Origin of the sequence: Notoacmeibacter sp. MSK16QG-6 (genome assembly GCF_024158145.1) — a bacterium.
GTDB lineage: Bacteria > Pseudomonadota > Alphaproteobacteria > Rhizobiales > Rhizobiaceae > Notoacmeibacter.
Genome location: NZ_JAMYXM010000005.1, coordinates 108,602 through 131,950, shown reverse-complemented (window position 1 = coordinate 131,950; position 23,349 = coordinate 108,602). Strand labels below are relative to the sequence as shown.

21 protein-coding genes are annotated in these 23,349 nt (G+C 61.7%); 20 read left to right on the top strand and 1 reads right to left on the bottom strand.

Going from position 1 to position 23,349, the window contains the following annotated elements:
• Positions 1-119 precede the first annotated feature (119 nt).
• The 20 genes from NIM86_RS14335 (at position 120) to NIM86_RS14240 (ending at position 22,908) form a co-directional block, all read left to right on the top strand.
• The gene (locus NIM86_RS14335) at positions 120-1,364 is read left to right on the top strand and encodes a transporter substrate-binding protein (protein WP_253383144.1); all 1,245 of its coding nucleotides are present in this window, start codon (positions 120-122) and stop codon (positions 1,362-1,364) included.
• Between the two features lie 116 nt (positions 1,365-1,480).
• Entirely contained in the window at positions 1,481-2,350 is an 870-nt protein-coding gene (urtB, locus tag NIM86_RS14330) for an urea ABC transporter permease subunit UrtB (RefSeq protein ID WP_253383143.1), read from the top strand.
• 1 nt (position 2,351) lies between these two features.
• The gene (urtC, locus tag NIM86_RS14325; RefSeq protein ID WP_253383141.1) at positions 2,352-3,503 is read left to right on the top strand and encodes an urea ABC transporter permease subunit UrtC; all 1,152 of its coding nucleotides are present in this window, start codon (positions 2,352-2,354) and stop codon (positions 3,501-3,503) included.
• Positions 3,500-4,249: an urea ABC transporter ATP-binding protein UrtD gene (gene urtD / locus NIM86_RS14320; RefSeq protein WP_253383139.1), complete on the top strand. Its 750-nt coding sequence runs from the start codon at positions 3,500-3,502 to the stop codon at positions 4,247-4,249. The genes urtC and urtD overlap by 4 nt, the downstream gene beginning before the upstream one ends.
• Entirely contained in the window at positions 4,242-4,940 is a 699-nt protein-coding gene (urtE, locus tag NIM86_RS14315) for an urea ABC transporter ATP-binding subunit UrtE (protein ID WP_253383138.1), read from the top strand. Before urtD ends, urtE begins: the two co-directional genes overlap by 8 nt.
• Positions 4,941-5,006: 66 nt before the next feature.
• Complete coding sequence (locus NIM86_RS14310; RefSeq protein WP_253383137.1) at positions 5,007-6,047, top strand: aliphatic amidase; 1,041 nt, start codon at positions 5,007-5,009, stop codon at positions 6,045-6,047.
• A 93-nt stretch (positions 6,048-6,140) separates the two neighbouring features.
• The gene (locus tag NIM86_RS14305) at positions 6,141-6,938 is read left to right on the top strand and encodes a CbbQ/NirQ/NorQ/GpvN family protein (protein WP_253383136.1); all 798 of its coding nucleotides are present in this window, start codon (positions 6,141-6,143) and stop codon (positions 6,936-6,938) included.
• Between the two features lie 72 nt (positions 6,939-7,010).
• Positions 7,011-9,296: a VWA domain-containing protein gene (locus NIM86_RS17285; RefSeq protein ID WP_253383135.1), complete on the top strand. Its 2,286-nt coding sequence runs from the start codon at positions 7,011-7,013 to the stop codon at positions 9,294-9,296.
• A gap of 127 nt (positions 9,297-9,423) precedes the next feature.
• On the top strand, positions 9,424-10,344 hold the full coding sequence (locus tag NIM86_RS14295) for a LysR family transcriptional regulator (RefSeq protein WP_253383134.1): 921 nt from the start codon (positions 9,424-9,426) through the stop codon (positions 10,342-10,344).
• A gap of 116 nt (positions 10,345-10,460) precedes the next feature.
• A complete protein-coding gene (gene dctP, locus NIM86_RS14290; RefSeq protein ID WP_253383133.1) occupies positions 10,461-11,462 on the top strand; it encodes a TRAP transporter substrate-binding protein DctP in 1,002 nt (333 codons plus the stop codon).
• A 52-nt stretch (positions 11,463-11,514) separates the two neighbouring features.
• Positions 11,515-12,039: a TRAP transporter small permease gene (locus NIM86_RS14285; RefSeq protein ID WP_253383132.1), complete on the top strand. Its 525-nt coding sequence runs from the start codon at positions 11,515-11,517 to the stop codon at positions 12,037-12,039.
• Complete coding sequence (locus NIM86_RS14280; protein WP_253383130.1) at positions 12,036-13,346, top strand: TRAP transporter large permease; 1,311 nt, start codon at positions 12,036-12,038, stop codon at positions 13,344-13,346. The genes NIM86_RS14285 and NIM86_RS14280 overlap by 4 nt, the downstream gene beginning before the upstream one ends.
• The gene (locus tag NIM86_RS14275; RefSeq protein WP_253383127.1) at positions 13,343-13,987 is read left to right on the top strand and encodes a glutathione S-transferase family protein; all 645 of its coding nucleotides are present in this window, start codon (positions 13,343-13,345) and stop codon (positions 13,985-13,987) included. The genes NIM86_RS14280 and NIM86_RS14275 overlap by 4 nt, the downstream gene beginning before the upstream one ends.
• Positions 13,984-14,556 carry a carboxymuconolactone decarboxylase family protein gene (locus NIM86_RS14270; protein ID WP_253383125.1) on the top strand — a complete coding sequence of 191 codons (573 nt, stop codon included), beginning with the start codon at positions 13,984-13,986 and terminating at the stop codon, positions 14,554-14,556. The genes NIM86_RS14275 and NIM86_RS14270 overlap by 4 nt, the downstream gene beginning before the upstream one ends.
• Positions 14,549-15,424, top strand: a complete 876-nt coding sequence (locus NIM86_RS14265) for an amidohydrolase (RefSeq protein WP_253383123.1) — start codon at positions 14,549-14,551, stop codon at positions 15,422-15,424. The genes NIM86_RS14270 and NIM86_RS14265 overlap by 8 nt, the downstream gene beginning before the upstream one ends.
• Position 15,425: 1 nt before the next feature.
• On the top strand, positions 15,426-16,226 hold the full coding sequence (locus tag NIM86_RS14260; RefSeq protein WP_253383121.1) for an SDR family NAD(P)-dependent oxidoreductase: 801 nt from the start codon (positions 15,426-15,428) through the stop codon (positions 16,224-16,226).
• Between the two features lie 34 nt (positions 16,227-16,260).
• The gene (locus NIM86_RS14255; protein ID WP_253383120.1) at positions 16,261-17,475 is read left to right on the top strand and encodes a CoA transferase; all 1,215 of its coding nucleotides are present in this window, start codon (positions 16,261-16,263) and stop codon (positions 17,473-17,475) included.
• Positions 17,476-17,624: 149 nt separating this feature from the next.
• Positions 17,625-18,776 (top strand): acyl-CoA dehydrogenase family protein, encoded by a 1,152-nt coding sequence (locus NIM86_RS14250; RefSeq protein ID WP_253383119.1) that lies wholly within the window; start codon positions 17,625-17,627, stop codon positions 18,774-18,776.
• Positions 18,776-20,839, top strand: a complete 2,064-nt coding sequence (locus NIM86_RS14245; RefSeq protein ID WP_253383118.1) for an acetate--CoA ligase family protein — start codon at positions 18,776-18,778, stop codon at positions 20,837-20,839. Before NIM86_RS14250 ends, NIM86_RS14245 begins: the two co-directional genes overlap by 1 nt.
• Positions 20,836-22,908, top strand: coding sequence for an acetate--CoA ligase family protein (locus tag NIM86_RS14240; RefSeq protein WP_371872909.1), 2,073 nt, complete (start codon positions 20,836-20,838; stop codon positions 22,906-22,908). The genes NIM86_RS14245 and NIM86_RS14240 overlap by 4 nt, the downstream gene beginning before the upstream one ends.
• Before the next feature lie 3 nt (positions 22,909-22,911).
• Here NIM86_RS14240 and NIM86_RS14235 read toward each other — a convergent pair whose 3' ends face one another.
• Positions 22,912-23,325, bottom strand: coding sequence for a PaaI family thioesterase (locus NIM86_RS14235; protein WP_253383117.1), 414 nt, complete (start codon positions 23,323-23,325; stop codon positions 22,912-22,914).
• Positions 23,326-23,349: the final 24 nt, after the last annotated feature.

Below are 23,349 nucleotides of genomic sequence, written 5' to 3'. Positions count from 1 at the left end.
CCGCAGGTACGGCAACAACGCCGTAGAAATCATCGGGCAACAATAGCCTCCACTGAAGACCGTGCGCGGTCTCGTGGGGGTTTTTTCGTTTTGGACTTCTGAAAAGGGTAGGGCAGATCATGAAAAGAAGGCAATTTCTTCAAGCGGCTGGCGCCGTGGGCGCAGGCCTGAGTGTCGGCTTTCCGAATATTTGGATCAAGGACTCTTCGCTCGCCTATGCGGCGGATGGGGAGATCAAGGTCGGCGTGCTGTTCTCGCTGACCGGCACAACCGCCATCGTCGAGGAGTCCCTCAACAAGGCCACGCTGATGGCGATCGACGAGATCAACGCCGCCGGCGGCGTCAATGGCATGAAGCTGGTTCCCGTCGTCGAAGACCCGGCCTCCGATCCCGCAACATTCGCCGACAAGGCGCGCAAGCTGGTGGTCGGCGACAAATGCGTCTCGGTATTCGGCTCCTACACATCCGCCAGCCGCAAGGCCGTACTGCCGGTCTTCGAACGGCGTAACAATCTCTACTGGTACCCGACCCTCTATGAGGGCCGCGAATGCTCCAAGAACGTCATCTATACCGGCGCGGTGCCGAACCAGCAGCAGGATGAATTCATCCCCTGGCTGATCGAACAATTCGGCAAGAAATTCTTCCTGATCGGTTCGAACTATATCTATCCGAAGGAAGAGAACAATTACTGCAAGACGCTGCTGGAAAAGTACGGCGCCGAGGTCGTCAACGAAGAATACGTGCCGCTCGGTCACTCCGAATTCTCCTCCGTCATCAACAAGATCAAGAGCACCCAGCCGAATGTGATCTTCTCCACCGTGGTCGGCGACTCGGTCGTGGCGCTGCATCGCCAGTACCGCGCTGCGGGCCTTGATCCGGAGAAGATGCCCATGGCGAGCCTGACCACCTCGGAAGTCGAGGTTGCGGCGATGGGCGGCGAGGCGGCTGCCGGCCACTTCACCTCGGCGCCTTACTTCATGGTGCATGAATCGCCTGAGAACGAGAAGTTTGTGGAGGCCTACAAGTCCCGCTACGGCGCTGACGCGGTCACCCACTTCGTGTCCGAGCCGAGCTACTTCCAGGTCTATCTGTTCAAGCAGGCTCTCGAAAAGATCGGCAGCGCCGGCGACATCACGCCGGAGAACATTCGCGAGGCCGTCAAGGGCCAGGAGATGATCGCTCCGCAGGGCAATGTGAAAATCGATCCCAAGAATCTGCATACCTATCTGTGGCCGAAGATCGCGGTCGCCAAATCGGACGGACAGTTCGAGGTGCTGAAAGATTCCAGCGAGTGGCTCGAGCCCGATCCTTACGCGGCTTATTCCAATCAGGCCTGCATGGAAGACGGTCTGAAGGAGACCTGAGCGTCTTGCTTCACTGACCGGTCGGGGCGTCGTCCGCCCCGGCCACATCTTCAGGCATGCGGTCGCTTCGACCGGCCTGACGGTCAACCGCCAAACGACAAGAATCGGTCTTCACTATGGATTTCGTGCTGCAGCAGTTTATCACGGGATTGAGCATCGGCTCCATCCTTCTGCTCGTCGCCCTGGGCCTGTCGATCATCTACGGCTCAATGGGCGTCATCAACATGGCGCATGGCGAATTCATCATGCTCGGCGCCTATGGCGCATGGGCGTTGAGAGAGTTCGTCGGCCTGACGCTTTTTCCCAGCCTCATCTTCATTTTCATCGCTGTCGGACTCATCGGCGCGCTGATCGAACTCGGGGTGATCCGTCATCTGTACCGGCGCACGCTGGACACCATTCTGGCGACGTGGGGCATTGGCGTGATGCTGCAACAGATCGTCCGGCTGGCCGCCGGCGGAGACCTGCGCTACGTGCAGATGCCGCCGTCTTTGGCCAGCAGCGTCTCCATTCTCGGGGTCAGCGTCTCGGCCTACCGCGTGTTTATCGTGATTGCCGTTGCGGCTCTCTTCCTTGTCACGTGGCTTCTGATCAATCGTACGAGCATCGGTATGCGGCTGCGTGCGGTCGTTCAGGATCCATCCATCGCAAGTTCCTTCGGTATCGATGCCGGGCGGGTGCGCACGATGACCTTCGCCTACGGCGCCGGCCTCGCCGGTCTGGCGGGCGCGCTCGTCGCGCCGCTGAAGAGCGTCTCGCCGGAAATGGGGACGGGCTATGTCGTCGACGCTTTCTTCGTCGTCGTTCTCGGCGGGGTGCAAAGCCTCTTCGGCACTGTCGCCAGTTCCTTCATCCTCGGCCAGCTATCCGGCGTTCTGGCCTATTGGCAGAACGATACGATCGCCAAGGCTCTGGTGCTTCTCATCATCGTCGTGCTGATCCGCTTCCGTCCTCAGGGGCTCTTCGTGACACGGGTGAGGACGTAACATGGCGACGACTGTCAACTTCATGAAAAGCAAGATGAAAACCAAGACGATCATGCAGATCGCGGTCTATGCCGCCGTCTGCCTGGCGATCCTGCTTCTGCCGCTTTATGCGCAGGACGATTTCCTCCTGAACCGCATTGCACGCTATTTGGTGCTGGCGATGGTCGCGATGGCTCTGTCGCTCTCCTGGGGCTATGCGGGCATCCTCAATCTCGGCCAGGCCATGAGCTTCGGCATCGGGTCGTACTGCATGGCCATGGCTCTGAAGTTGCGGACTGTGCCGGTGCACACCGGAACCGAGGGCCTTCCGGACTTCATGGTCTGGAACAATGTCGAGACGCTGCCATGGTTCTGGAAGCCGTTCTATTCCATGCCATTCGCCCTTCTGGCGGGGCTTCTCATCCCGGCGCTCATCGCCTGCATACTCGGATGGTTCATGTTCCGCGGCCGTGTGACCGGCGTCTTCGTGGCGATCATCACACTGGCCGCCATGATCGTGCTGAGCCTCCTCATCATCGATCAACAGCAATATACGGGCGGCTTCAACGGCATCACCGATCTGGCGCAGCTCGAACTGTTCGGCATCGTTTTCGACGCCTATTCGTCGAACACCTATTTCCTCGTCGCCATCTCCCTGACCGTCTGTCTGTTTCTGGCTCTGGCGCTCACCAAGACCAAGGGCGGGCTCATCCTTCAGGCGATCCGCGATCAGGAATCGCGGGTCCGCTACTTCGGCTATGACGTCGCGCTCTACCAGACTGCCGTGTTCGGCGTTTCCGCGGCCATCGCTGGCCTTGCCGGCATGCTCTACACCGTGGTGATGGAGTTCGCATCGCCGACCTTCCTCAGCGTGCAACTCAGCCTTTCGATCGTGATCTGGTGCGCGGTCGGCGGCCGTCAGAGCCTGCTGGGCGCCATGCTCGGCGCAATCCTGGTGGCAGGGATGCAGGGCGCGCTGTCGGAATCGGAAGTCTTCCTGGAATCCTGGACCCTCATCATGGGCGGCCTCTTCGTCCTGATCGTGCTTTTCCTTCCGAACGGTCTGGCAAGCCTTGTCGATATTGCGGCCGAACGGTTCCGACGTCGTCAGCACGACGCCACGACGCAGGACGAGCCGGCGCCATCGGCGGAACTTTCGGAGGGCAAGCTGTGAGCACTCTTCTTCAACTTCAGGACGTCAGTGTCAGCTTCGGAGGCTTCAAGGCCGTCAGGGATCTGTCGCTGGACATCAAGAAAGGCGAGCTGCGCTGCCTGATCGGGCCGAATGGCGCCGGCAAGACCACCGCGCTCGACCTCATTTGCGGCAAGGTGCAGCCGACCGGCGGCCAGATCAGGCTCGGCGACGTCAATGTCACGGACATGGAGGACTACGAGATCGCCCGTGCGGGCATCGGCCGGAAATTCCAGATCCCCAGCGTCTTCAAGCAACTGACCGTGCGGGAAAATCTGGAGGTTGCCGATTGCCGCAATACCGGCGTGTTCTGGAATTTCTTCCACGCGCCCGGCGGCTCGGAACGCAGCCTTGAGGAACTGGCCGAGTTTGTCGGCCTGAAAGATCATCTGGACGAGCCTGCGGAGTATCTCTCCCACGGCCAGACGCAATGGCTGGAAATCGCGCTTCTTCTAGCACAGGACGCCGATCTCATTCTGCTGGACGAGCCGACCGCTGGCATGACCGCGCAGGAGACCCGAAAGACGGCGGAGATCTGCCTGCAATTACGGGGCAAGCACACCATCATCGTGGTCGAGCACGATATGGGTTTCGTCAAGGAAATCGGCGACGTCATCTCCGTGATGCACCAGGGCCAGCTATTGGCCGAGGGCTCGGTCGCCGAAATCGAAAAGGACAAGAAGGTGCGTGAGGTCTACCTCGGCACCTCGGGGATCAGCCATGCTTGAAGTTTCCGATCTGAAGGCCTTTTACGGCCATTCATGCGCCCTGAAGGGCGTCTCCTTCAACGTTCCGGAAGGCGGATTTCTGGCCGTTCTCGGACGAAACGGCGTCGGCAAGACAACCCTGATGCGCGCTTTGCTTGGGCTGGCGGACCGCGACGAGGGGCAGATCGTTCTGGACGGCGCCCAGCTGTCGGGCCTGCCGACCCATCGGCGCGCCCATGCGGGCATCGGCTACGTGCCGCAGGGCAGGGGCATTCTGCCCACCTTCTCCGTTCGGGAAAACCTCAAGCTCGGCACCTTCGCCCGCAAAAGCGGCGATGACCGGGAGATCGATGACAGGGTTTTCGAGCTCTTTCCGATGCTGAAGGAGTTTCTCGACCGGCCCGGCGGCAATCTGTCCGGCGGGCAGCAGCAGCAACTGGCCATCGCCCGCGCCATGCTGGCCCGGCCGAAGGTCATTCTGCTCGACGAGCCGGCGGAGGGCATCCAGCCCAATATCGTCGAACAGATCGAGGGGGCGATCACCACGCTCAATCGCGAGATGGGCATCACCATCGTTCTGGTAGAGCAGGACATTTCATTCGCCCGCCGGGCGTCCAAAACCTTCGCGCTCATGGAAAAGGGCCAACTGGTCGCAAGCGGCCAGATCGACGAGTTGAGCGACGAGCTGGTCCAACGGCACATGGCGATCTGACCATGACCCAGCAGCCCTCGACGCAAACCATTTCACCAACGGACAAAGGAAAACGGAGGCCTGAAGATGTTACACGGTGATATTTCGAGCAATAACGACACCGTCGGCGTGGCGGTCGTCAACTACAAGATGCCGCGTCTGCACACCAAGGAAGAAGTGCTGGAAAACGCCCGGCAAATCGCGGACATGGTACGCGGCATGAAGGTCGGTCTGCCGGGAATGGATCTGGTCATTTTCCCGGAATATTCCACGCATGGCATCATGTACGACCAGAAGGAGATGTACGAGACAGCCTCGCAGGTGCCCGGAGAGGAAACGGAAATCTTCGCCCAGGCGTGCCGCGACGCCAAGACCTGGGGCGTGTTCTCGCTGACCGGCGAACGCCACGAGGACCATCCCAACAAGGCTCCCTACAACACGCTCATCCTTATGAACGACAAGGGCGAGATCGTTCAGAAATATCGCAAGATCATGCCGTGGGTGCCGATCGAAGGGTGGTATCCGGGCGACTGCACCTATGTTTCGGAAGGCCCCAAGGGGCTGAAAGTGTCGCTGATCATCTGCGATGACGGCAACTATCCGGAAATCTGGCGCGACTGCGCGATGAAGGGCGCCGAACTGATCGTCCGCTGCCAGGGCTATATGTACCCGGCCAAGGAGCAGCAGATTATGATGGCCAAGGCGATGGCCTGGGCCAATAACAGCTACGTGGCCGTCGCCAATGCGACGGGCTTCGACGGGGTCTACTCCTATTTCGGACACTCCGCGCTGATCGGCTTCGATGGACGGACGCTCGGCGAGTGCGGCACCGAGGAGATGGGCATTCAGTACGCCCAGTTCTCCAAGACTCTCATCCGCGATGCCCGTCGCACATCGACCTCCAACAACCACCTCTTCAAGCTGCTGCATCGTGGCTATACCGGCATGATCAATTCCGGCGACGAAGCGTCGGGCGCAGCGGCCTGCCCTTACGATTTCTACTCAAAATGGGTTACCGACCCGGAGGGCACCCGCGAGATGGTCGAGGCAATCACCCGGTCGACGCCCGGCACGGAGGAATGCCCGATGGATGGCATTCCCGACGAGAAGAGCCGCAAGCATCGCTAAAGCGCGCTGACCGCTGGAAAGACAATGCGGCGGGCGGCGCTCAATGCCGCCCGCTCCCGATATCTTCATACTTGAGGGAAGGACGCAGCCGGAATGGATCTGACGCATTACCGGATTGCCGAGGAGCCGTTTTACAAGCCGCTCCACAATGAGGTGCCGATGTTCGAGGCCGCCTATGCCTCGCGCATGCCGGTCATGCTGAAAGGGCCGACAGGATGCGGCAAGACGCGGTTCATCGAATATATGGCCTGGCGTCTCGGCAGGCCGCTTATCACCATCGCCTGCCATGAGGACATGACGGCATCTGATCTGGTGGGTCGCTACCTGCTCGACGCCGATGGCACGGTCTGGCACGACGGTCCTTTGACCCTTGCCGTAAGATACGGCGCTATCTGCTATCTGGACGAGGTCGTCGAGGCGCGGCAGGACACCACTGTCGTCATTCATCCGCTCACTGACGAGCGGCGGACGCTGCCTCTGGAAAAACGCAACGAGCTCGTGGCCGCCCATCCCGACTTCCAACTCGTCATCTCCTATAATCCAGGCTACCAAAGCGTCATCAAGGATTTGAAGGAGTCGACCAAGCAGCGTTTCATCGCGCTCGATTTCAGCTATCCGAATGCCGTCGAGGAATCGCAGATCATACAGAGCGAGGCCGGCGTCAGCGGCGAAATCGCCGACCTGCTCGTCAAGATCGGCGCACGCAGCCGCAACCTTAAGGGCCATGGTCTGGACGAGGGAGCGTCGACGCGAATGCTCATTCAGGCAGGTCGCCTGATCGGCCATGACATGCCGGTCAACGAGGCGTGTCAGGCCGCCCTGGTCGTTCCGATTACCGACGATCCCGATATGCGCGACGCGCTCTCCGAAAGCATCAATGCCTGCGTCTGACAGGGCCGGCGGGCCATGCCTTTGGCGAGGCGCTAACGACGCTATGTCTGTTTTTCATGAGGATGGCTGACAGTGAGCGACGGCAAGCACGGCCACCTGCAAGACCTGCTCGCCGAAGCCAACAGGGCATCGGTCATCGACGCCGCGACCTGGGCTGCGTTGAAGCGGGTCTTCAGTCAACGCGAATTCGGCCAGTGGACCGATGGCTTGGCCCGCCTGCTGGCCCGGAAGATCGGCTACAGCGCCATTCTGGATTTCGCCCGCGCCAGCGTCCAGGCGGCCCGCCGCTATGGGCCGGCGGCGGGACTGCGGCTGGAGGCGTCTGCACGGGCCGTCCAAGACAAAGCGGGCGAAAGGGCAGCGGCGGCAATGTTCGCGGCCACCGCCCATGCATGCCGTCATCTGGCGGAGGCCGAGGACTTCGCCGCCTGGCTGGCGACGATGGAGGAACTGGCGGAGGGCGCACCGGAATCCGTCGCTGTCTTGTGCGACCATCTCGGCTATGTGCTGCAACGGCTGGACGCGCGCGAATTCCATAGCTGGGTGCATGCCGGCATTCGCGGCGCGGGACGAGACCCGGCTGCAAGGCTGGAATATTTCGATCTGAAGGACCAGTCGGCCATTCGCGCCTTCGAACAGGCCTCGAGCGATGTGCTGTTCAGCGCCGTGCAGGCGCGTGCGGCGGCTCTGGTCGGCGCATTATGGCGGTTTCATCCCATCATGCGCACTTTGGCGGTGACGCCGGGGAGGCCGGCCCCGCGGCGAAGCGCCTTCGATGGCGCCGTGCTCTGGGTGCCGGAAGCCTATGCGGGCCGCCATGGCAGCGACGCCGTTCTCCACTATAAGGCCGCGATCGCACATATCGGCGCCCATGCCGCCTATGGCGGAGGCCGTTTTCCGCGCGGCAAGCTCAAGCCCATTCAGATCGCACTGGTATCGCTGATCGAGGATGCGCGGGTCGAGAATCTCGCCATTGCGGATTATCCGGGTCTCCGCCGCCTCTGGCTGCGCTATCACACAGCGCAGCCGGGAAAAGCGCTTGCCGCGGAATTGCTGATGCTCCGGCTTTCGCGGGCGTTGGTCGACCCCGACTATCTGGACGACGACCCGTGGATCACCAAGGCGCGCGCCATGTTTTTCGACAGCCGCGACAATTGGACCGACCCGGAGATCAGCCGCACCATCGGCGGTCTCCTGGGCAACGATCTCGGCCAGATGCGTATCCAGTTCAACGCCAAGACCTATGTGGTGGAACCGAGTTACCGCGACGACAATTCCGGCCTTTGGGAAATCGATGACGAGCCGCCGCCGGCGGAATCGGAAGCGGCCGATGTTATGCTGAACGCCGCACAGATCGAGCAGAAGGAAAGCGACGAGCCGAAAAGCCGGCACGAAACCAGTCCAGAGGCTCCGCCGGCCAACGTCGCCTCCAGGGCCAGTCCCCTGCCGGAGGATGAGGGCTTTCCGATTGCCCGCCACCCGGAATGGGACTACCGGCACGGCGGGCTCCGACCGGAATGGACCACGTTGAACGAATACAATGCACGTCCCGCGCCGGCTGCGGCGGGCTCGGCTCTCCTCCAACGGCACGAAGCGGCTTTGGTGAAAATCCGCAATCTGGTGAAAAGCGCCAAGATCAGCCGTCCGCAATGGCGCAGCCGCCAGATGCAGGGCGAGCGGCTCGATCTGGATGCCTGCATCCGAACCGCCATCGATATCGAACGGGGCGGCTCGCCCGACCCCAGGCACTATCAGACGCGCGTCCTAAAGAACCGCGATCTGTCCGTCTTCGTGCTGCTCGACATTTCGGAGTCGACCCGCGACCGGATCGGGCGCACCAACCGAACGATCATCTCGGTGGCGCGGACGGCCACAGCGCTGCTGGCGGAAGCGATGGCGGGCCTCGGCGATCCTTTCGCGATTTGCGGTTTCTGTTCTGACGGCAAAGACGATGTCCGCTTTTACCGGGTGAAGGATTTTGTCGAATCGTTCGATGCGTCCGCGCTTCAGCGGCTCGCTGGACTTCGCGGCCATCTTTCGACGCGGCTCGGCGCGGCTTTACGCCAGGCGGGCGCGGAGCTTTCGCCTCAGCGGACGCATCGCCGTCTTGTGCTGGTCATCAGCGATGGCGAACCCTCGGACATCGATGTCGCCGATTCCGACTATCTGACCGAGGACGCCCGCCACGCGGTCCGATCGCTCGCCCATCAGGGCATAGACGTTCTTTGCATCGGTCTTCAGAGCGAGGACGATGCGGCCATGCGCCGCGTGTTCGGACGGCGCGGCTTCGTCTTGATCGACCGGGCGGAAGCGCTGGCGGAGAAGCTGCCCTTCATCTATCTGCGCATGACGACATAGGCACAGGCGCCTTCGGTGGGCTACGACAATCCGTCGGTTGACGTTTTCCGATCGCCACTCTCTTTTAGCCTGCCGGCAGGGTCGCTATGGCAGCGATGGCGAAAAGTTGGCGTTGGGGAGGGCAGGCATGTCGGATTGGGAGCCGGATATCCGAACCCTCAGATGTTTCGTCACCGTCGCCGAAGAGCGCAATATCACGCGCGCGGCAAGCCGTCTCAACATTGCGCAACCGGCGCTCAGCCGAAAAATCGCCAAGCTCGAATACGATCTGAAACTGACCCTTTTCGAACGCTCGGTGCGGGGCGTGGAACTTACACCCGCCGGCAAGATCCTGCTCGACCGGGCCTATGCGATCTTCGGCCAGCTTGCCCAGACCTTCCACGACGTGACCGCCAGCCCCGAAAGGCCCGCCGGAACTGTCATAGTCGGGATGCCGCCAACGCCGGGCGAATTCATCGCGCCGCCTCTCCTGCGCAGGATAAAGGACCATTTTCCCGAAATCGAAATCCGCTTTCGCGAAGGCTTCAGCCGCGAATTGGAAGACTGGCTGCTCAACGGCCAGATCAGTCTCGCCGTGATGCACAACCCGCCGGAGCGGACGGACATCTCCAGCCAGGAACTGCTTGTCGAAAAACTCCATCTGATCGGACAGGCCGGATCGCTCGAAAAGGCGTCCTACACTCTGGCCGAGGCGGCGTCATTGCCGCTCATCATGCCGTCGCGCGCCAATTATCTTCGCCTTCTCGCCGATCAGCATGCCGAGCAGATCGGCTGTTCGCTGAATGTAATCCAGAGGGTCGACGGGATATGGCATTTGAAGGCGCTCGTGCGCGACGGGCACGGCTTCACCCTTCTGACGTTCGGCGGTGTTCTCAGCGAGTTTCACCTCGGCACCCTGACCGCCGCGCCCATCGTCGAACCGGAAGTTCAATGGCGTCTATGCACCGCAACCAAAACCGATCAACGCCAGAACATGGCCACCCGCGAAGTCGAGGCCGCCATTGCCGATATCGTCAAAAGCCTGGTGACGCGGAGCATCTGGCACTAAGCATACCCGTACGGCATCAATAGAATATAATATTGGTATTTTTGGCATGAAGAAATTTCTGCCAAATTCCATCGTAGGCAGCGATCGGAGGAATGGCTGCGATGGGAGGAAACCGCATGAAAAAACTCATTTTTGCCGCCGCCATAGCGAGTGTTCTGACGAGCGGGGCGCAGGCCGACACTTACAAATGGATTACCTATAAGCCGCAGGGCGCAGGCGATGCACAGGCGATCACGACACAATGGTTCGCCGACCAGTTCGCTGAACGCACCGGCGGAAAGCACCAGATCGAAATTCTCTGGGGCGGTTCCGTCGCAAAGGCGCGCGAAATTCCCGAGGCTCTGGGCGGCGGCGTCGGAGATTTCGGCGACGTCATAACCCCCTATTTCCCCGATCTGCTGCCGCTCAACAATGCGGTCGGCTTCTTTATTCCGCAGCCGATGGACACGAAAGCTGTCGGCGAGGCCATGGAGGCCTGGCACAAAGAGTTCCCGCAATATGCAAAGGAACTGGCCGAGCAGAACCTCCGCGCCGTGGGGTTCCGTCCGCTTGAGAACTACGGTCTTCTCTGTAGCAAGCCGGTTCGGTCGATTGACGAGATGAAGGGCCTGCGCATACGTTCATACGGCTTCGCCTATCCGGCCCTGATCGAAGCGATGGGCGCGACGCCAGTCTCCATCTCCACCTCGGACGCCTACGAGGCGCTGCAGCGCTCGGTCATCGACTGTACGCCGATCGGTCCGGCTCTGGCACGCGGCTGGAAGTATGACGAGGTCGCGAAATATTACATCGAGGTTCCGTTCGGAGCGTCCTTCGGTCACATCATCGCGATGAACCTCAACAGCTACGAGGCGATGGACGAGGAAACCCGCGCCGTGGTCGATCAGCTCGGGCACGACTACCTGATCGAATATAGCCGTATGCTCGATGAGGACGACACGCGCGTTCGTGAACTCTGGAAGGGCGATCTGGGCGTCGAGGTCATCGACTTTCCCGAAGGCGAACTTGAAGCGCTTGTCGACAATGAAGGTGTCCAGGCCGTCCGCGCCGAGTGGGTAGAGAAGGCCGAAGCGCTGGATGTGCCCGTCGAAGACATCGTCGGGCGACTGAAATTCTGATTGCCGATTGCCGGCGCGGGCCTGTCCGCGCCGGCGCTGCAGGAGACCTTCGATGCAATCCATCTTGCGCATTCGCGCCGGCTTCGGCCGCCTCTTGAAGCTGTGCGGCTTTATCGCCGGCGCATGTCTGCTGGCCATCATGTTTCTGGTCGTCGCCAATGCGCTGTTGCGATACCTTTTTAACGCGCCTGTCTCGGGAACGCTGGAGATCACCGAAGGCGCGCTACCCATCATCGTCTTCCTGTCTCTCGCTTTGACGCAGTATGAAGGCGGGCACATCAAGGTCGTGCTTCTGACGCGAAGTCTGCCAGACATTGCGCGCCGCGCCGCCATCGTCTTCGCCATGCTGGCCGGAGCGGCATTCTTCGCCTGGGCCACTCATGCGGGTTGGAAACTGACTGCCAAGTCCTTCGCAATCGGCGAGATCGAGCGCGGTTCGATCCGCTATCCACTCTGGCCGGTCAAGGGCGCGATCGCATTCGGCATGGCTCTGCTGACCGTGCAGTTCCTCATCGACGCAACTCTTGCCGCGTTCGGCGGCAAATTGCCCGATGCCGAACCGGAGGAAATCGAATGAGCAACCTTGCCATCGGTCTTCTGGGAACAGCCGGTCTGTTTGTCGGCATTCTTCTGGGCGTCAATGTCATGGTTGTTCTCGGCCTGGTCGGCGGTCTCGGACTTGCCGCGCTGGTCGGTTTCAACGCGGCCACAGCACTGCTGTCCACCGTATTCTTCGACACGACGCATTCGTTTCACTTCTCCGTCATCCCGCTGTTTCTGCTGATGGGATTTTTCGCCATGCGCGCCGGACTCGGCGAGGATCTGTTCGAAGCGGCCTCCAAATGGCTCGGCGGCTTGCGGGGCGGGCTGGCGATCTCGACGACCCTCGGCGCGGCCGCATTCGGCGCCGCATCGGGATCATCGGTCGGCACAGCGACGGTCTTCACCAAGCTGGCCCTGCCGCAGATGCTCGATCGCGGATACGAAAAGAGCCTCGCATCGGCGTCCATCGCCATTGCCGGCACGCTGGCGGTGATGATCCCACCCTCCGCATTGGTGGTCGTCTACGGTATTCTCACCGACAGCTCTATCGGCGCCCTACTCATCGCCGGCTTCATTCCCGGCATCGTGTTCGCTGTGATCCTCTGTATCGCGATCTGGCTGAGGGTCCGGATGAACCCGCATCTGGCTCCGATGGAGGATCGCCGGTTCACGCTTCGCGAAAAGCTTGTCTCGCTGCGCATGGCAGGACCGCTCGTCCTGATCATCGTCGCCATTGTCTCCGGGCTCTATCTCGGAATTTTCACACCGACCGAAGCGGGCGGTATCGGCGCGATGCTGACCTTTATTCTGGCGCTGATACGCCATCGCGGTCTCAAGGGCATCGAAATGCGCGCGACGCTGATGGAGACGGTGCGCACGACCGCGATGATCTTCGCCATCTTGATGTGCGCTTTGGTCTTCTCGAAGTTTCTGGCGCTCTCCGGCATGACGAACGCGGTCGGCGACTTCCTGACCGGACTGGACACCAATCGCTGGGTGATCGTTGCCCTGGTCGCCCTGATCTATCTGGCTTTGGGCATGCTGATGGATGCGCCGGCGCTTCTCGCAATCACCCTGCCGATCACCCATCCCGTGATGATGGATCTCGGTTTCGACCCCGTTTGGTTCGGCATTTTCGTCGTTCTGCTGGTTGAGATCGGCGCAGTTACGCCTCCGGTCGGGATCAACTGCTTCGTCGTCCAGTCCGCATCCGGCGGACGGGTCCAGCTGGAGGACGTGTTCCGCGGGCTGTTGCCATTCGTCCTGGCGGGGCTGGCGATGCTGGTGCTGCTCTGCGCCTTCCCGCAGATCGCTCTCTTTCTGCCGGAGCGCATGCGATGACGGATCTGCGCGGCAGATGGGACGATCCATCCTTTCCCATCGTTCTGCGAAGCACGAGGACTTCGCCCTTCGGACGTAAGGTGCGGATGGCGCTGCTTGCGCTCGGACTGCAAGACCGCGTCCGGCTGGAGCCGGCGGATACGCTGGAAGAGGGAGCGACTCTGCGGCGGCAGAACCCGCTGGGAAAAATGCCGTGCCTCTTGATCGGTGACGAGACCTTCTTCGACAGCCACGTGATCCTCGAAATGCTCGATGCGCTATCGGGCGGGAACAAACTTGTTGCCGCGACGGGTCTTGCGCGGTTTCGGGCTTTGACCAGAGCGCGGCTGGCGGACGGCGTGGCCGATGCGGCCCTTCTGATCACCTATGAGGGGCGGTTCCGCGACAGCGTATCGGCATCTGAAAAATGGCTGGACCACCAAAGAGGCAAGATCGCACGGGCGCTGGCCACCTTCGAAAACGATCCGCCCGACCCAAGCCGGGCCGATCTCGTCGCCATTACCCTTGCATCCGCGCTCGGCTATCTGGACTGGCGCAGGCCGGTCGATTGGCGAACCGAATATCCCGGACTGGAAAAGTGGCTCAATGCCTTCGCCGCTGCTCACACGTTCTGGGCCGAAACCGAGAGGACACAAGAATGAGCCGATGGCCCGCCCAACGCCTGACAGCGCCAGACCCCGACACTTACGATGCGCGTCAGCAGGAAATCCACGACGCCATCGCCAGCGGCCCAAGAGGCGGCGTTCGCGGCCCGCTGGCGGTTTGGCTGCACCGGCCGGAACTTGCGGCCAAGGCGCAGGAACTGGGTCGGTATTGTCGCTACGATACCGTTCTGGACCCCAGATTGTCCGAACTCGCCATATTGGTGACAGGTCGCGTCTTCGGTTCGGAATATGAGTGGCAAATTCACAAGGACCATGCGCTGAAGGCGGGGTTGGCTTCGGAAACGATCGAGGCCATTCGCCAGAACCGCCGCCCGGTCTTCTCCGATGCGGCGGAAGAAGCCGTCCACGATATCTCCCGCGCCGCTCACGAAAAACGTCATGTCGACGACGACCTCTACGCCCGCGCCAGGGAGGTGTTGGGAGAAGCCGCCCTTGTCGATCTGATTGGATTGCTCGGCTACTACACGCTCATTTCCCTGACCATCAACGTCTTCAGGGTCCCCCCGATGGGCGACAATCCTGTGCCGGAGCTGAACGATGAGTGAGCGGCCGCTGACCTGGAAGCGCGATCCGCATCCGACGCGAATAGAACTGCCGAAAGACGCGAGCGACTGCCACTGCCACGTTTTTGGGCCGATAAACCGGTTTCCCTATTCCGAAGGGAGTAGCTACAGACCTGCCGACGCGCCCAAGGAGGCGCTGTTCGACCTTCACGACAGGATGGGCATCGAGCGCTGTGTGATCGTCCAGTCGGCGGTTCACGGACACGATAACCGCGTTGTAATCGATGCGATGAAGGCGCGGCCCGGCCGCTATCTCGGCATAGCGCTGGCCCCGGCCGATGTGGACGACGCAACGCTGGACGACCTGGCGGGGCAGGGGTTTCGCGGCATCCGCTTCAACTACATGGCCCATCTGGAACCCGGCGCGAGTGACGATCAATTGCGACAGCTCGCCCCGCGGCTTGCTCAGCGCGGAATGCATCTGCAGGTGCATATGGAGGCCGATCTGATTGCGCAGCTCGCGCCCATTCTTTCGCAATTGCCGGTTGAGGTCGTCATCGACCATATCGGTCGGGTCGACGCTTCAAAAGGGCTGGAGCAGGGGCCGTTCCAGACCCTTCTACATCTGCTCGATAGTCCGTATATCTGGTGCAAGGTCTCCGGATGCGAGCGCGCCTCGCGACAGACGCCGCCATATGCCGATGCGGTTCCATTCGCGCGCGCAATTGTCGAGCGTTTCGGCGACCGCGTCGTCTGGGGCACCGATTGGCCTCATCCGAATTACCGCACCGACCCGCCGGACGATGGCGATCTCTTCGATCTTCTTCATTTCATCGCGCCAGGCACGGCGGCGCTCCAGGCGCTGATGGTCGACAATCCGACAAGACTTTATCGTTTCGGGGAGAACTGACATGGCCGGACGTCTCGAGGGAAAAGTGGCCATCGTTACCGGAGCGGGTTGCGTGGGACCGGGTTGGGGCAATGGCCGCGCCACTTGCGTTCGTTTCGCCGAGGAAGGCGCGAAAATTTTCGCCGTCGATCTGCGCGCCGAGACCATGGAAGAGACACTCCACCTTGTTCGCGATCTGGACGGAGAGATCGAACCCCATCTCTGCGACGTCACAGACCGGATCGCCGTGGAAGCGATGGTCGCAGCCTGCCTCGAAAGGTTCGGCGCAATCGATATTCTGGTCAATAATGTCGGCGGCTCGGCGAAGGGCGGCCCGACCGATCTTGATGAAGCCGGCTGGGATCGCCAGATCGATTTCAACCTTAAGAGCGTTTACCTGACCTGCCGCGCCGTGCTGCCGCATATGACGGAGAGGGGCGGTGGCGCGATCGTCAATACCTCTTCGACGTCCGGAACGCGGTACACCGGTTCGCCACAGGTGGCCTATGCTTCGGCAAAGGCTGGAATCATCCAGTTCTCCAAGGTCACCGCCGTGGAATTCGCGCCGACGGGCGTTCGGGTCAACACCGTTGTACCCGGTCAGCTTCACACGCCTATGGTCGAGACCCGGCTCGCCGGTCAGCGCATGGGCGGCGATGTCGATGCGCTTTTGCAATCGCGCATCCGGCGCATTCCGCTCGGATGGATGGGCGATGGGCGCGACACGGCCAATGCCGCGCTATTCCTTTGTTCGGATGAGGCTCGTTTCGTGACCGGTACGGAGATCGTCGTCGATGGCGGCATGAGCGCGCGCTGCGACTGACGCACTTTGGCGGCGCGGCTACAGGAGGCATGAGGTGACGGCTCCGTTTCACGGACTTCGCGTTATCGATACGACCCATGTGCTCGCCGGCCCATTTGCGAGCTATCAGCTGGCGCTTCTCGGCGCCGATGTGATCAAGGTCGAAAATCCGCATGAGCCCGACCAGGCGCGGTTTCAGGGTACGGATCGCGAATTGGTCAAAGCCGGTCTAGGCAGTTCTTTTCTGGCGCAGGGCGCCGGCAAGCAGGCGCTCGCGCTGGACCTCACCTCTGAAAAGGCGCGCGATGCGCTTAAGCGACTGGTCGCCGGATCGGACGTCTTCGTGGAGAATTATCGCCCCGGCGCATTCGAGAAGCTCGGCCTCGGCTATGAAGACCTTTCCGAAGGCAATCCGCGGCTGATCTATTGTTCCATCTCGGCGTTCGGCGCCACCGGACCGAGACGGGAGGAAACCGGCTACGACAATGTCATACAGGCGATGTCCGGGCTGATGGACCTCACCGGCTTCGGAGACGGACGCCCATTGAAATGCGGCGCGCCGGTTATCGACTACGCCACCGGCCTGACCGCCGCCTTCGCCATTTCGGCAGCACTTTATCACCGCGAGCGCGACGGTGCCGGACAGCATATCGACGTTTCCATGCTCGATGTGGCGATGACACTGATGACATCGGTCGGCACGGACTTCCTGCAATCCGGCAAGCGGCCGCGCGCCGATGGAAACCGGTTCTTTTTCGCGACGCTGGGGCTGTACCGCGCCCGCGACGCCGATCTGATGATCGCCGCATCGAATCTGCGCCAGCAGCGCCGTCTCTGGATAGCGCTAAAGCGCGAGGACCTCGTCAAGGTAGACAACCTCTCCCGCATCGATGGCTATGAGGAGGAACGGTCCGCGCTACAACAAATCATCGCCAGCCGGACGGCGGGAGATTGGGAGCGGTTTTTCGCCAGCCATCGGGTGCCCGCCGCCAGGGTTCGCCGGCTCGACGAAGCGTTCGACGACGAACAGGTCGCCTCCCGGGGGCAGGTAAAAACCATCGACGATCCTTCCGGCCGATTGACGGGATTGCGGGTCATCGGACCGGCTTTTCGCATGTCGTCCGGTGAGTACGCGCCGCTCACTGCACCGCAGCCTGTTGGCGCGCAAAACGGCGCTATTCTCCGCGATCTGGGTTTGAACGATGCGGAAATCGAAGCCCTTTGCGTGGGAGAATTTGTCGGACTGACAGTCAAAGCCGACGGACCGTAGCGACACACCATCAACGGCGTTCGAGACTGATCAGGAGTTATGCAATCACCACGATCAGTCACTTTCCTGCTTCCTGCTCTGGCTCGATAAGGGCGGTAGAGGGTCGCGAGCGGCCCGCCTACCAGACAAGCCGAGCGAGGAGCCGATCCGTGACCGTTGGACTTTCCGATGAACAGGCCGAGCTTGCGCAGGCCGTCCGTCATTTCGCCGAAGGCGCTTTGGCTGAAGGCGCGCTGGAACGCGCCCATTCCGGCGACTATCCATGGGAAACGGCGGCCAGACTTTCCGAAATGGGTATGCTCGGCATCACCATTCCCGAAAGCGATGGCGGCGTCGGCGGCACCCTTATGCAGGCCGTCATCACGATCCAGGAACTCGCCATGGTCTGCCCGAAGAGCGCTGACATCGTTCAGGCGGGCAATTTCGGGCCGATCCGAACCTTCGCCGAATTTGCAACACCCGCCCAGAAGGAACGATGGCTACCCGATCTTCTTGCCGGCAAAAAGCTGATCTCGCTCGGCATGAGCGAACCGGATGCGGGCTCGGCTGTCACCGAGCTCAAGACGAGTGCGCGTCCAGATGGCGACGATTATATCGTCAATGGCTCAAAGGTTTTCTCGACCCATAGCCCCCACGCCGATCTCTTCCTGATATATTTACGTTTCGGGCCTGGCACGAAGGGCATTGGATCGGTGCTCGTCGAACGCGGAACGCCCGGCTTTATAGTCGGTAAGCCAGCCCCTTTCATGAGCGGCGAAGAATGGTGCCCGCTCTATTTCGAAGATTGCCGCGTTCCCGCCGAGAACGTGCTTTTGGGACCTGGCGGCTTCAAGAAGCAGATCTCCGGCTTCAATGTGGAACGGATCGGCAATGCTTCCCGCTCGCTGGCCCTTGGGCGACACGCCTATGCAGTGGCGCGGCGTCATGTGATGGAGCGAACCCAGTTCGGGCGTCCCCTCTGTGAGTTTCAGGGGCTGCAATGGAAGTTTTCCGAGATGATCGTAAAACTGGAGGCGGCGCAGATGTTGCTCTACAGGGCCGCTTCGAATGTCGATGAGAACGGTCTTCCGCCTGCCTTCGAAACCGCTATCGCCAAGCTGGCCTGCAACGAAACCGGCTTCGACGTGGCGAACGCCGCCATGCAGGCGATGGGCGGATACGGATATTCGACCGAGACCCTTGTGGAATATTGCGTGAAGCGCACTCGCGGATGGCAAATCGCCGGGGGATCTCTCGAAATGCTCAAGAACCGGATTGCCGAGCATGTGTTCGAACGCCGTTTCGACCAAAGGCCGGCCTGATGGCGGCGCAAAGCTGGCAGAAGGCTCTCTTGCGCCCGGACACGGTCGCTCTTGTCGGTGTGTCGGACGATCCGGCGAAAACTTCGGGGCGTCCTCTGAAATTTCTCAGAGCTGCAGGGTTTTCGGGTGAAATTTATGCGATCAACCCCAACCGCGACACGGTTCAGGGCGAGAAGGCCTTCGGTTCGCTTTCCGATCTGCCGGCGGTGCCCGACCATGCCTTCATCCTGACCGGCGCAGAACGTGCGCTGGACGCACTGGAAGAATGTGAGGCCATCGGCGTTCCGGTCGCAACGGTGCTCGCCACTGGCTTTGCCGAAGCCGGTGCGGCAGGCGAACGAAATCTGGAGCGCCTTCATGCGCTGATCGGCCGTGGCGGACTTCGTGTGCTCGGCCCCTCATCGATCGGTCTCGCCAATCTTCATCACGGACTGAACCTGACAGCGAATGCCGCTTTTGCCGAATCTGACCTGCCGAAGGGCGGCCTGTTCGTCGCGTCTCACAGTGGAAGCCTGATCGGTGCGCTGATGTCCCGCGGCAAGCGCAAGGGGCTGGGCTTTTCCGGTCTGGTTTCAGTGGGCGGAGAAGCGGACCTTTCCATCGGTGACGTCTGCGAAGCCGCGATCGGGGATCCTGATGCCACCGGCTTTCTGCTTTTCCTGGAACACATGCAGCATTCCGACCGGCTGAGACGCTTCGCCGAACGCGCCGCCGAGCACGGCAAGCCGGTCGCGGCTTTCAAGCTTGGCCGATCCGAAGAGGCTGCGGAACTGGCGCAATCCCATACCGGGACCTTGGCGGGAGCCGATGAGGTCGCGGACGTCTTTCTAAATGCCTGCGGCATCGCGCGGGTGAACTCCTTCGAAGGCCTGCTGGAAATCACTCCGCTTCTGCAATGTCTGCCAGCTGCCACGAAGCGGCGTCGCGGCCGGGTCGGCGTCATCACCACCACCGGCGGCGGCGCGGCGATGGCGGTTGACGGGTTGGCCGGACGCGGCGTCGAGATCGTGCCGGCTAGCGCCCAAACCCGAACGCGATTGGCCGATGCGGGGATCGAGCCAGGCGAAAACCGCATTCTCGACCTGACCCTTGCGGGCACCCGCTATGATGTCATGCGCTCTGCGGTCGAGATTTTCCGGCAAGCTCCTGAATTCGATCTGGTCCTGATCTGCGTCGGCTCGTCGGCGCGCTTCAACCCGGATCTGGCAGTGCAGCCGGCCATCGATCTCATCAGTGAGAATGGGCACCCCTTCGCGGTGTTCGTCGTGCCGGACGCGCCGGGCGCCATGCGGCGGCTCGCCAGTGCTGGCGTTCCGGTCTTCGAGCATCCGGAAACCTGTGCAGACGCGGTCTCGGCGGCGCTTGCACGGCGCGAGCCAGCATTGCCACCAACGCTTGCCAATATAGCCGATCACGGAGGCCGCACTCTCGACGAGGCGGAGGCATATGACCGCCTGTCGATGGTGCCGGTCGCCCCCTGGGTGGCGTTCGACGCCGACGCGCCTCTGCCGGAATTACCGTTCGAATATCCCGTCGTGGCCAAGGTTCTCGACGCGGCCATCCCCCACAAAAGCGATGCCGGCGGCGTGATCGTCGGCATTGACGGGCCGGACGCTCTGGCCGATGCGATCGATCAGATCGGCTCCAATATATCGGGTCGTCTGCCGGGTGCCTCTCTGAAACGCGTTCTCGTCCAGCAAATGCGCAAGGGTGTCGGAGAAGTTCTGATCGGTATGCGCCGCGATCCACAGGTCGGTCCTGTCATCGTACTCGCTGCGGGAGGAGTTTTCACCGAAATCTATCGCGATACGGTGATGCGTCTGGCGCCTGTCGATTTCGACGGGGCGATGGGCATGATCGCCTCGCTGAAGATCACGCAAATTCTAGCCGGCGCGCGGGGACGCCAGGAGGGCGATCTCGAAGCGCTGGCGCACGCCGTCGTCGAAGTGTCCAATCTCGCGGCCTGCGACGACATCGTCGAAGCGGAGATCAACCCCATGCTTGTCCTGCCGAAAGGCGACGGCGTCGCCGCAGTTGACGCATTGATACGGGTTACGGCTTGAAAACGCCGCTCGACATGCTCTGGAACCCCGAGAGCGTAGCCGTTGTCGGGGCATCGGCCGATCCGAAAAAAACCGGCGGACGCCCGGTCGAATATCTGATCAGGCACGGGTTCGAAGGAGATATCTGGCCGATCAATCCACGGGTCGATGAAATCGCAGGCAGACCATGTTTCGCAACCGTTGCCGATCTGCCTGCCGCGCCGGATGTGGCGATCGTCCTGCTGGGCGTTGAGCGGGCCGAGGCCGCGGTCCGCGATCTCGCCGCAAAAGGCTGCAAACTCGCCATTGTTCTGGCCAGCGGATATGGCGAAGCAGGCGAAGAGGGCCGCAGACGGCAGGAGGCGCTGCGAGATGCGGCTGGCAAGATGCGGCTGCTCGGCCCGAACACGATTGGCGCGATGGATCTGTCGCGAGGGATCGTCCTGTCGGCGAGCGGTGCGCTGGAGGACGAAGACATCCCGAAGGGTGGCGTGTCCGTCGCTTCGCAGAGCGGCGGCATATTGGGTGCGTTGCTATCCCGGGGGGCAGCGCGCGGTATTGGCTTTTGCAAGCTTGCTTCGACCGGTAATGAAGCAGACCTCGACATCGCGGACCTCATAGAATTCTACGCAGATGACGAGGCGACCACGGTCATCGCCGCTTATATCGAAGGCATTCGTTCTGTCGAAAAATTCCGCAAGGCTGCGAGCGCCGCGCGGGACGCGGGTAAACCGCTTGTCGTCTACAAGGTCGGCCGTTCCGAATCCGGAGCGCGCGCGGCCGTTTCGCACACCGGCGCGATGGCGGGCGAGGACCGGGCCTATGATGCGCTGTTCCGTCAGGTCGGCGCCCTTCGCGCCGAAACGTTTGGCGATCTCCTCGATCTGCCGGCAATGCTGACAGGCAGACGCCGGATGAAGGGAAACCGGGTCGCTGTCCTGACATCGACGGGCGGCGCGGGCAGCCTGGTCGCCGACAATTGCGGCATGGTCGGGCTCGATGTCCCGACAATCGACATGGCAACCGGCAGAACGCTTGCCGGTCTTCTAGGGCAAGATGCGCCGATGACGGCGAACCCGGTCGATGTAACGCTTGCCGGAGTGGAGCCGGCCATCATGACGGCCGCCACGAAAGCCCTGCTAGCATCGGACGAAATCGACGGCGTTGTCGTCGTCGTCGGCTCTTCCGCGCTGGCGCGGCCCGATGTCGCGGTCGACGCAATCCGCGCCGGCGCGGCCGCCAGCGACAAGCCGCTCATCGCCTATGTCAGTCCGCACGCGCCGCATATCCTCGCTCTTTTGAACCGCGACGGCATACCGGCATTCGCCGCGCCGGAGACCTGCGCCACCGTTCTCAAGGCGGCGATCCCGATGCCGCAAATCGCCGCGCCGTTAAAGGTCGGCAGCGCGCCCGAAGTCGCTGGCGATCTTCCTTCCGGCGCGTTGAACGAAGCAGAGGCGAGGGACCTCTTCGAAGCATTCGGTCTCTTCGGAGCCGAGAGCCGTGTGGTGAAAACACCGGAAGATGCAACGGCAGCGGCCGATGACCTGGGCGGTTCCATTGTTCTGAAGGTCCTGTCACGCGACATCGCGCACAAATCCGATGTCGGCGGCGTCCGTGTCGGACTCGTGCCGCATCAGGTTGGAGCTGCGCTGACAGAGATGGAAAAATCTCTGGCCGCGCAGGGCCTGGCCGATCCGGAAGGCTATCTGGTTCAGGCAATGGTCCGCGGCGGCATGGAGATGATCCTCGGTCTGCGGCGCGATCCCCAGCTCGGTCTTCTGATCCTGTTGGGCGCGGGAGGGGTTCAGGCCGAACTGGCCGGTGACAGCACGCTCCGGCTTCTGCCCCTCAGAGAGGGCGATGCGCGCAATATGGTGGATGAATTGCGGGTGAAGCAGCTTCTGAAGGGATATCGGGGCAAACCGGCGCATGACATCGATGCGCTCGTGGATGCTGTCGAAGCCTTGGCGTGCATGGGCGAGGTGCTGGGCAAACAATTGGAAGAAGCCGAGATCAATCCGCTTTTCGTTTTGTCGGAAGGGCAGGGTGTCATCGCGGCCGACGCGCTGGTGGTCCTGAAAAACTAACCCTTAGTCGGCTGTGTGCGTCACGCGCCAGACACCCTGGGCGGTCAAGACCGGATCGCCCGCAACGCACGCCGTTCCCGCCATGAAGACGAGGCGCGAAGTCGCCTTTACGAGCTGTGGCGTGATTTCCACCAGATCGCCGATCCGGACCGGCGCAAGAAACTGATGGTTGAGATTGACCGTCGCGCTGCGAACCGCTCCGGTCGCCAACCGCGCTGTCTGTCCGAAGGCGCGGTCGATGAACGTCATCAGCATGCCGCCATGCACCAGCCCGTTGCGGTTGGTGTGCATCTCTTGCGCGACAAAGGCGAATGTCGTCTCTCCATCGAACGTACGCCGCCATAGCCCGCCCACATGCCCGACGAAACCGTCGTCGGGATCAAGCCCCCAGCCGTCTTTCGCAAGATCATATTCCATCCCTCGTGTTTCCGATGGATGGGG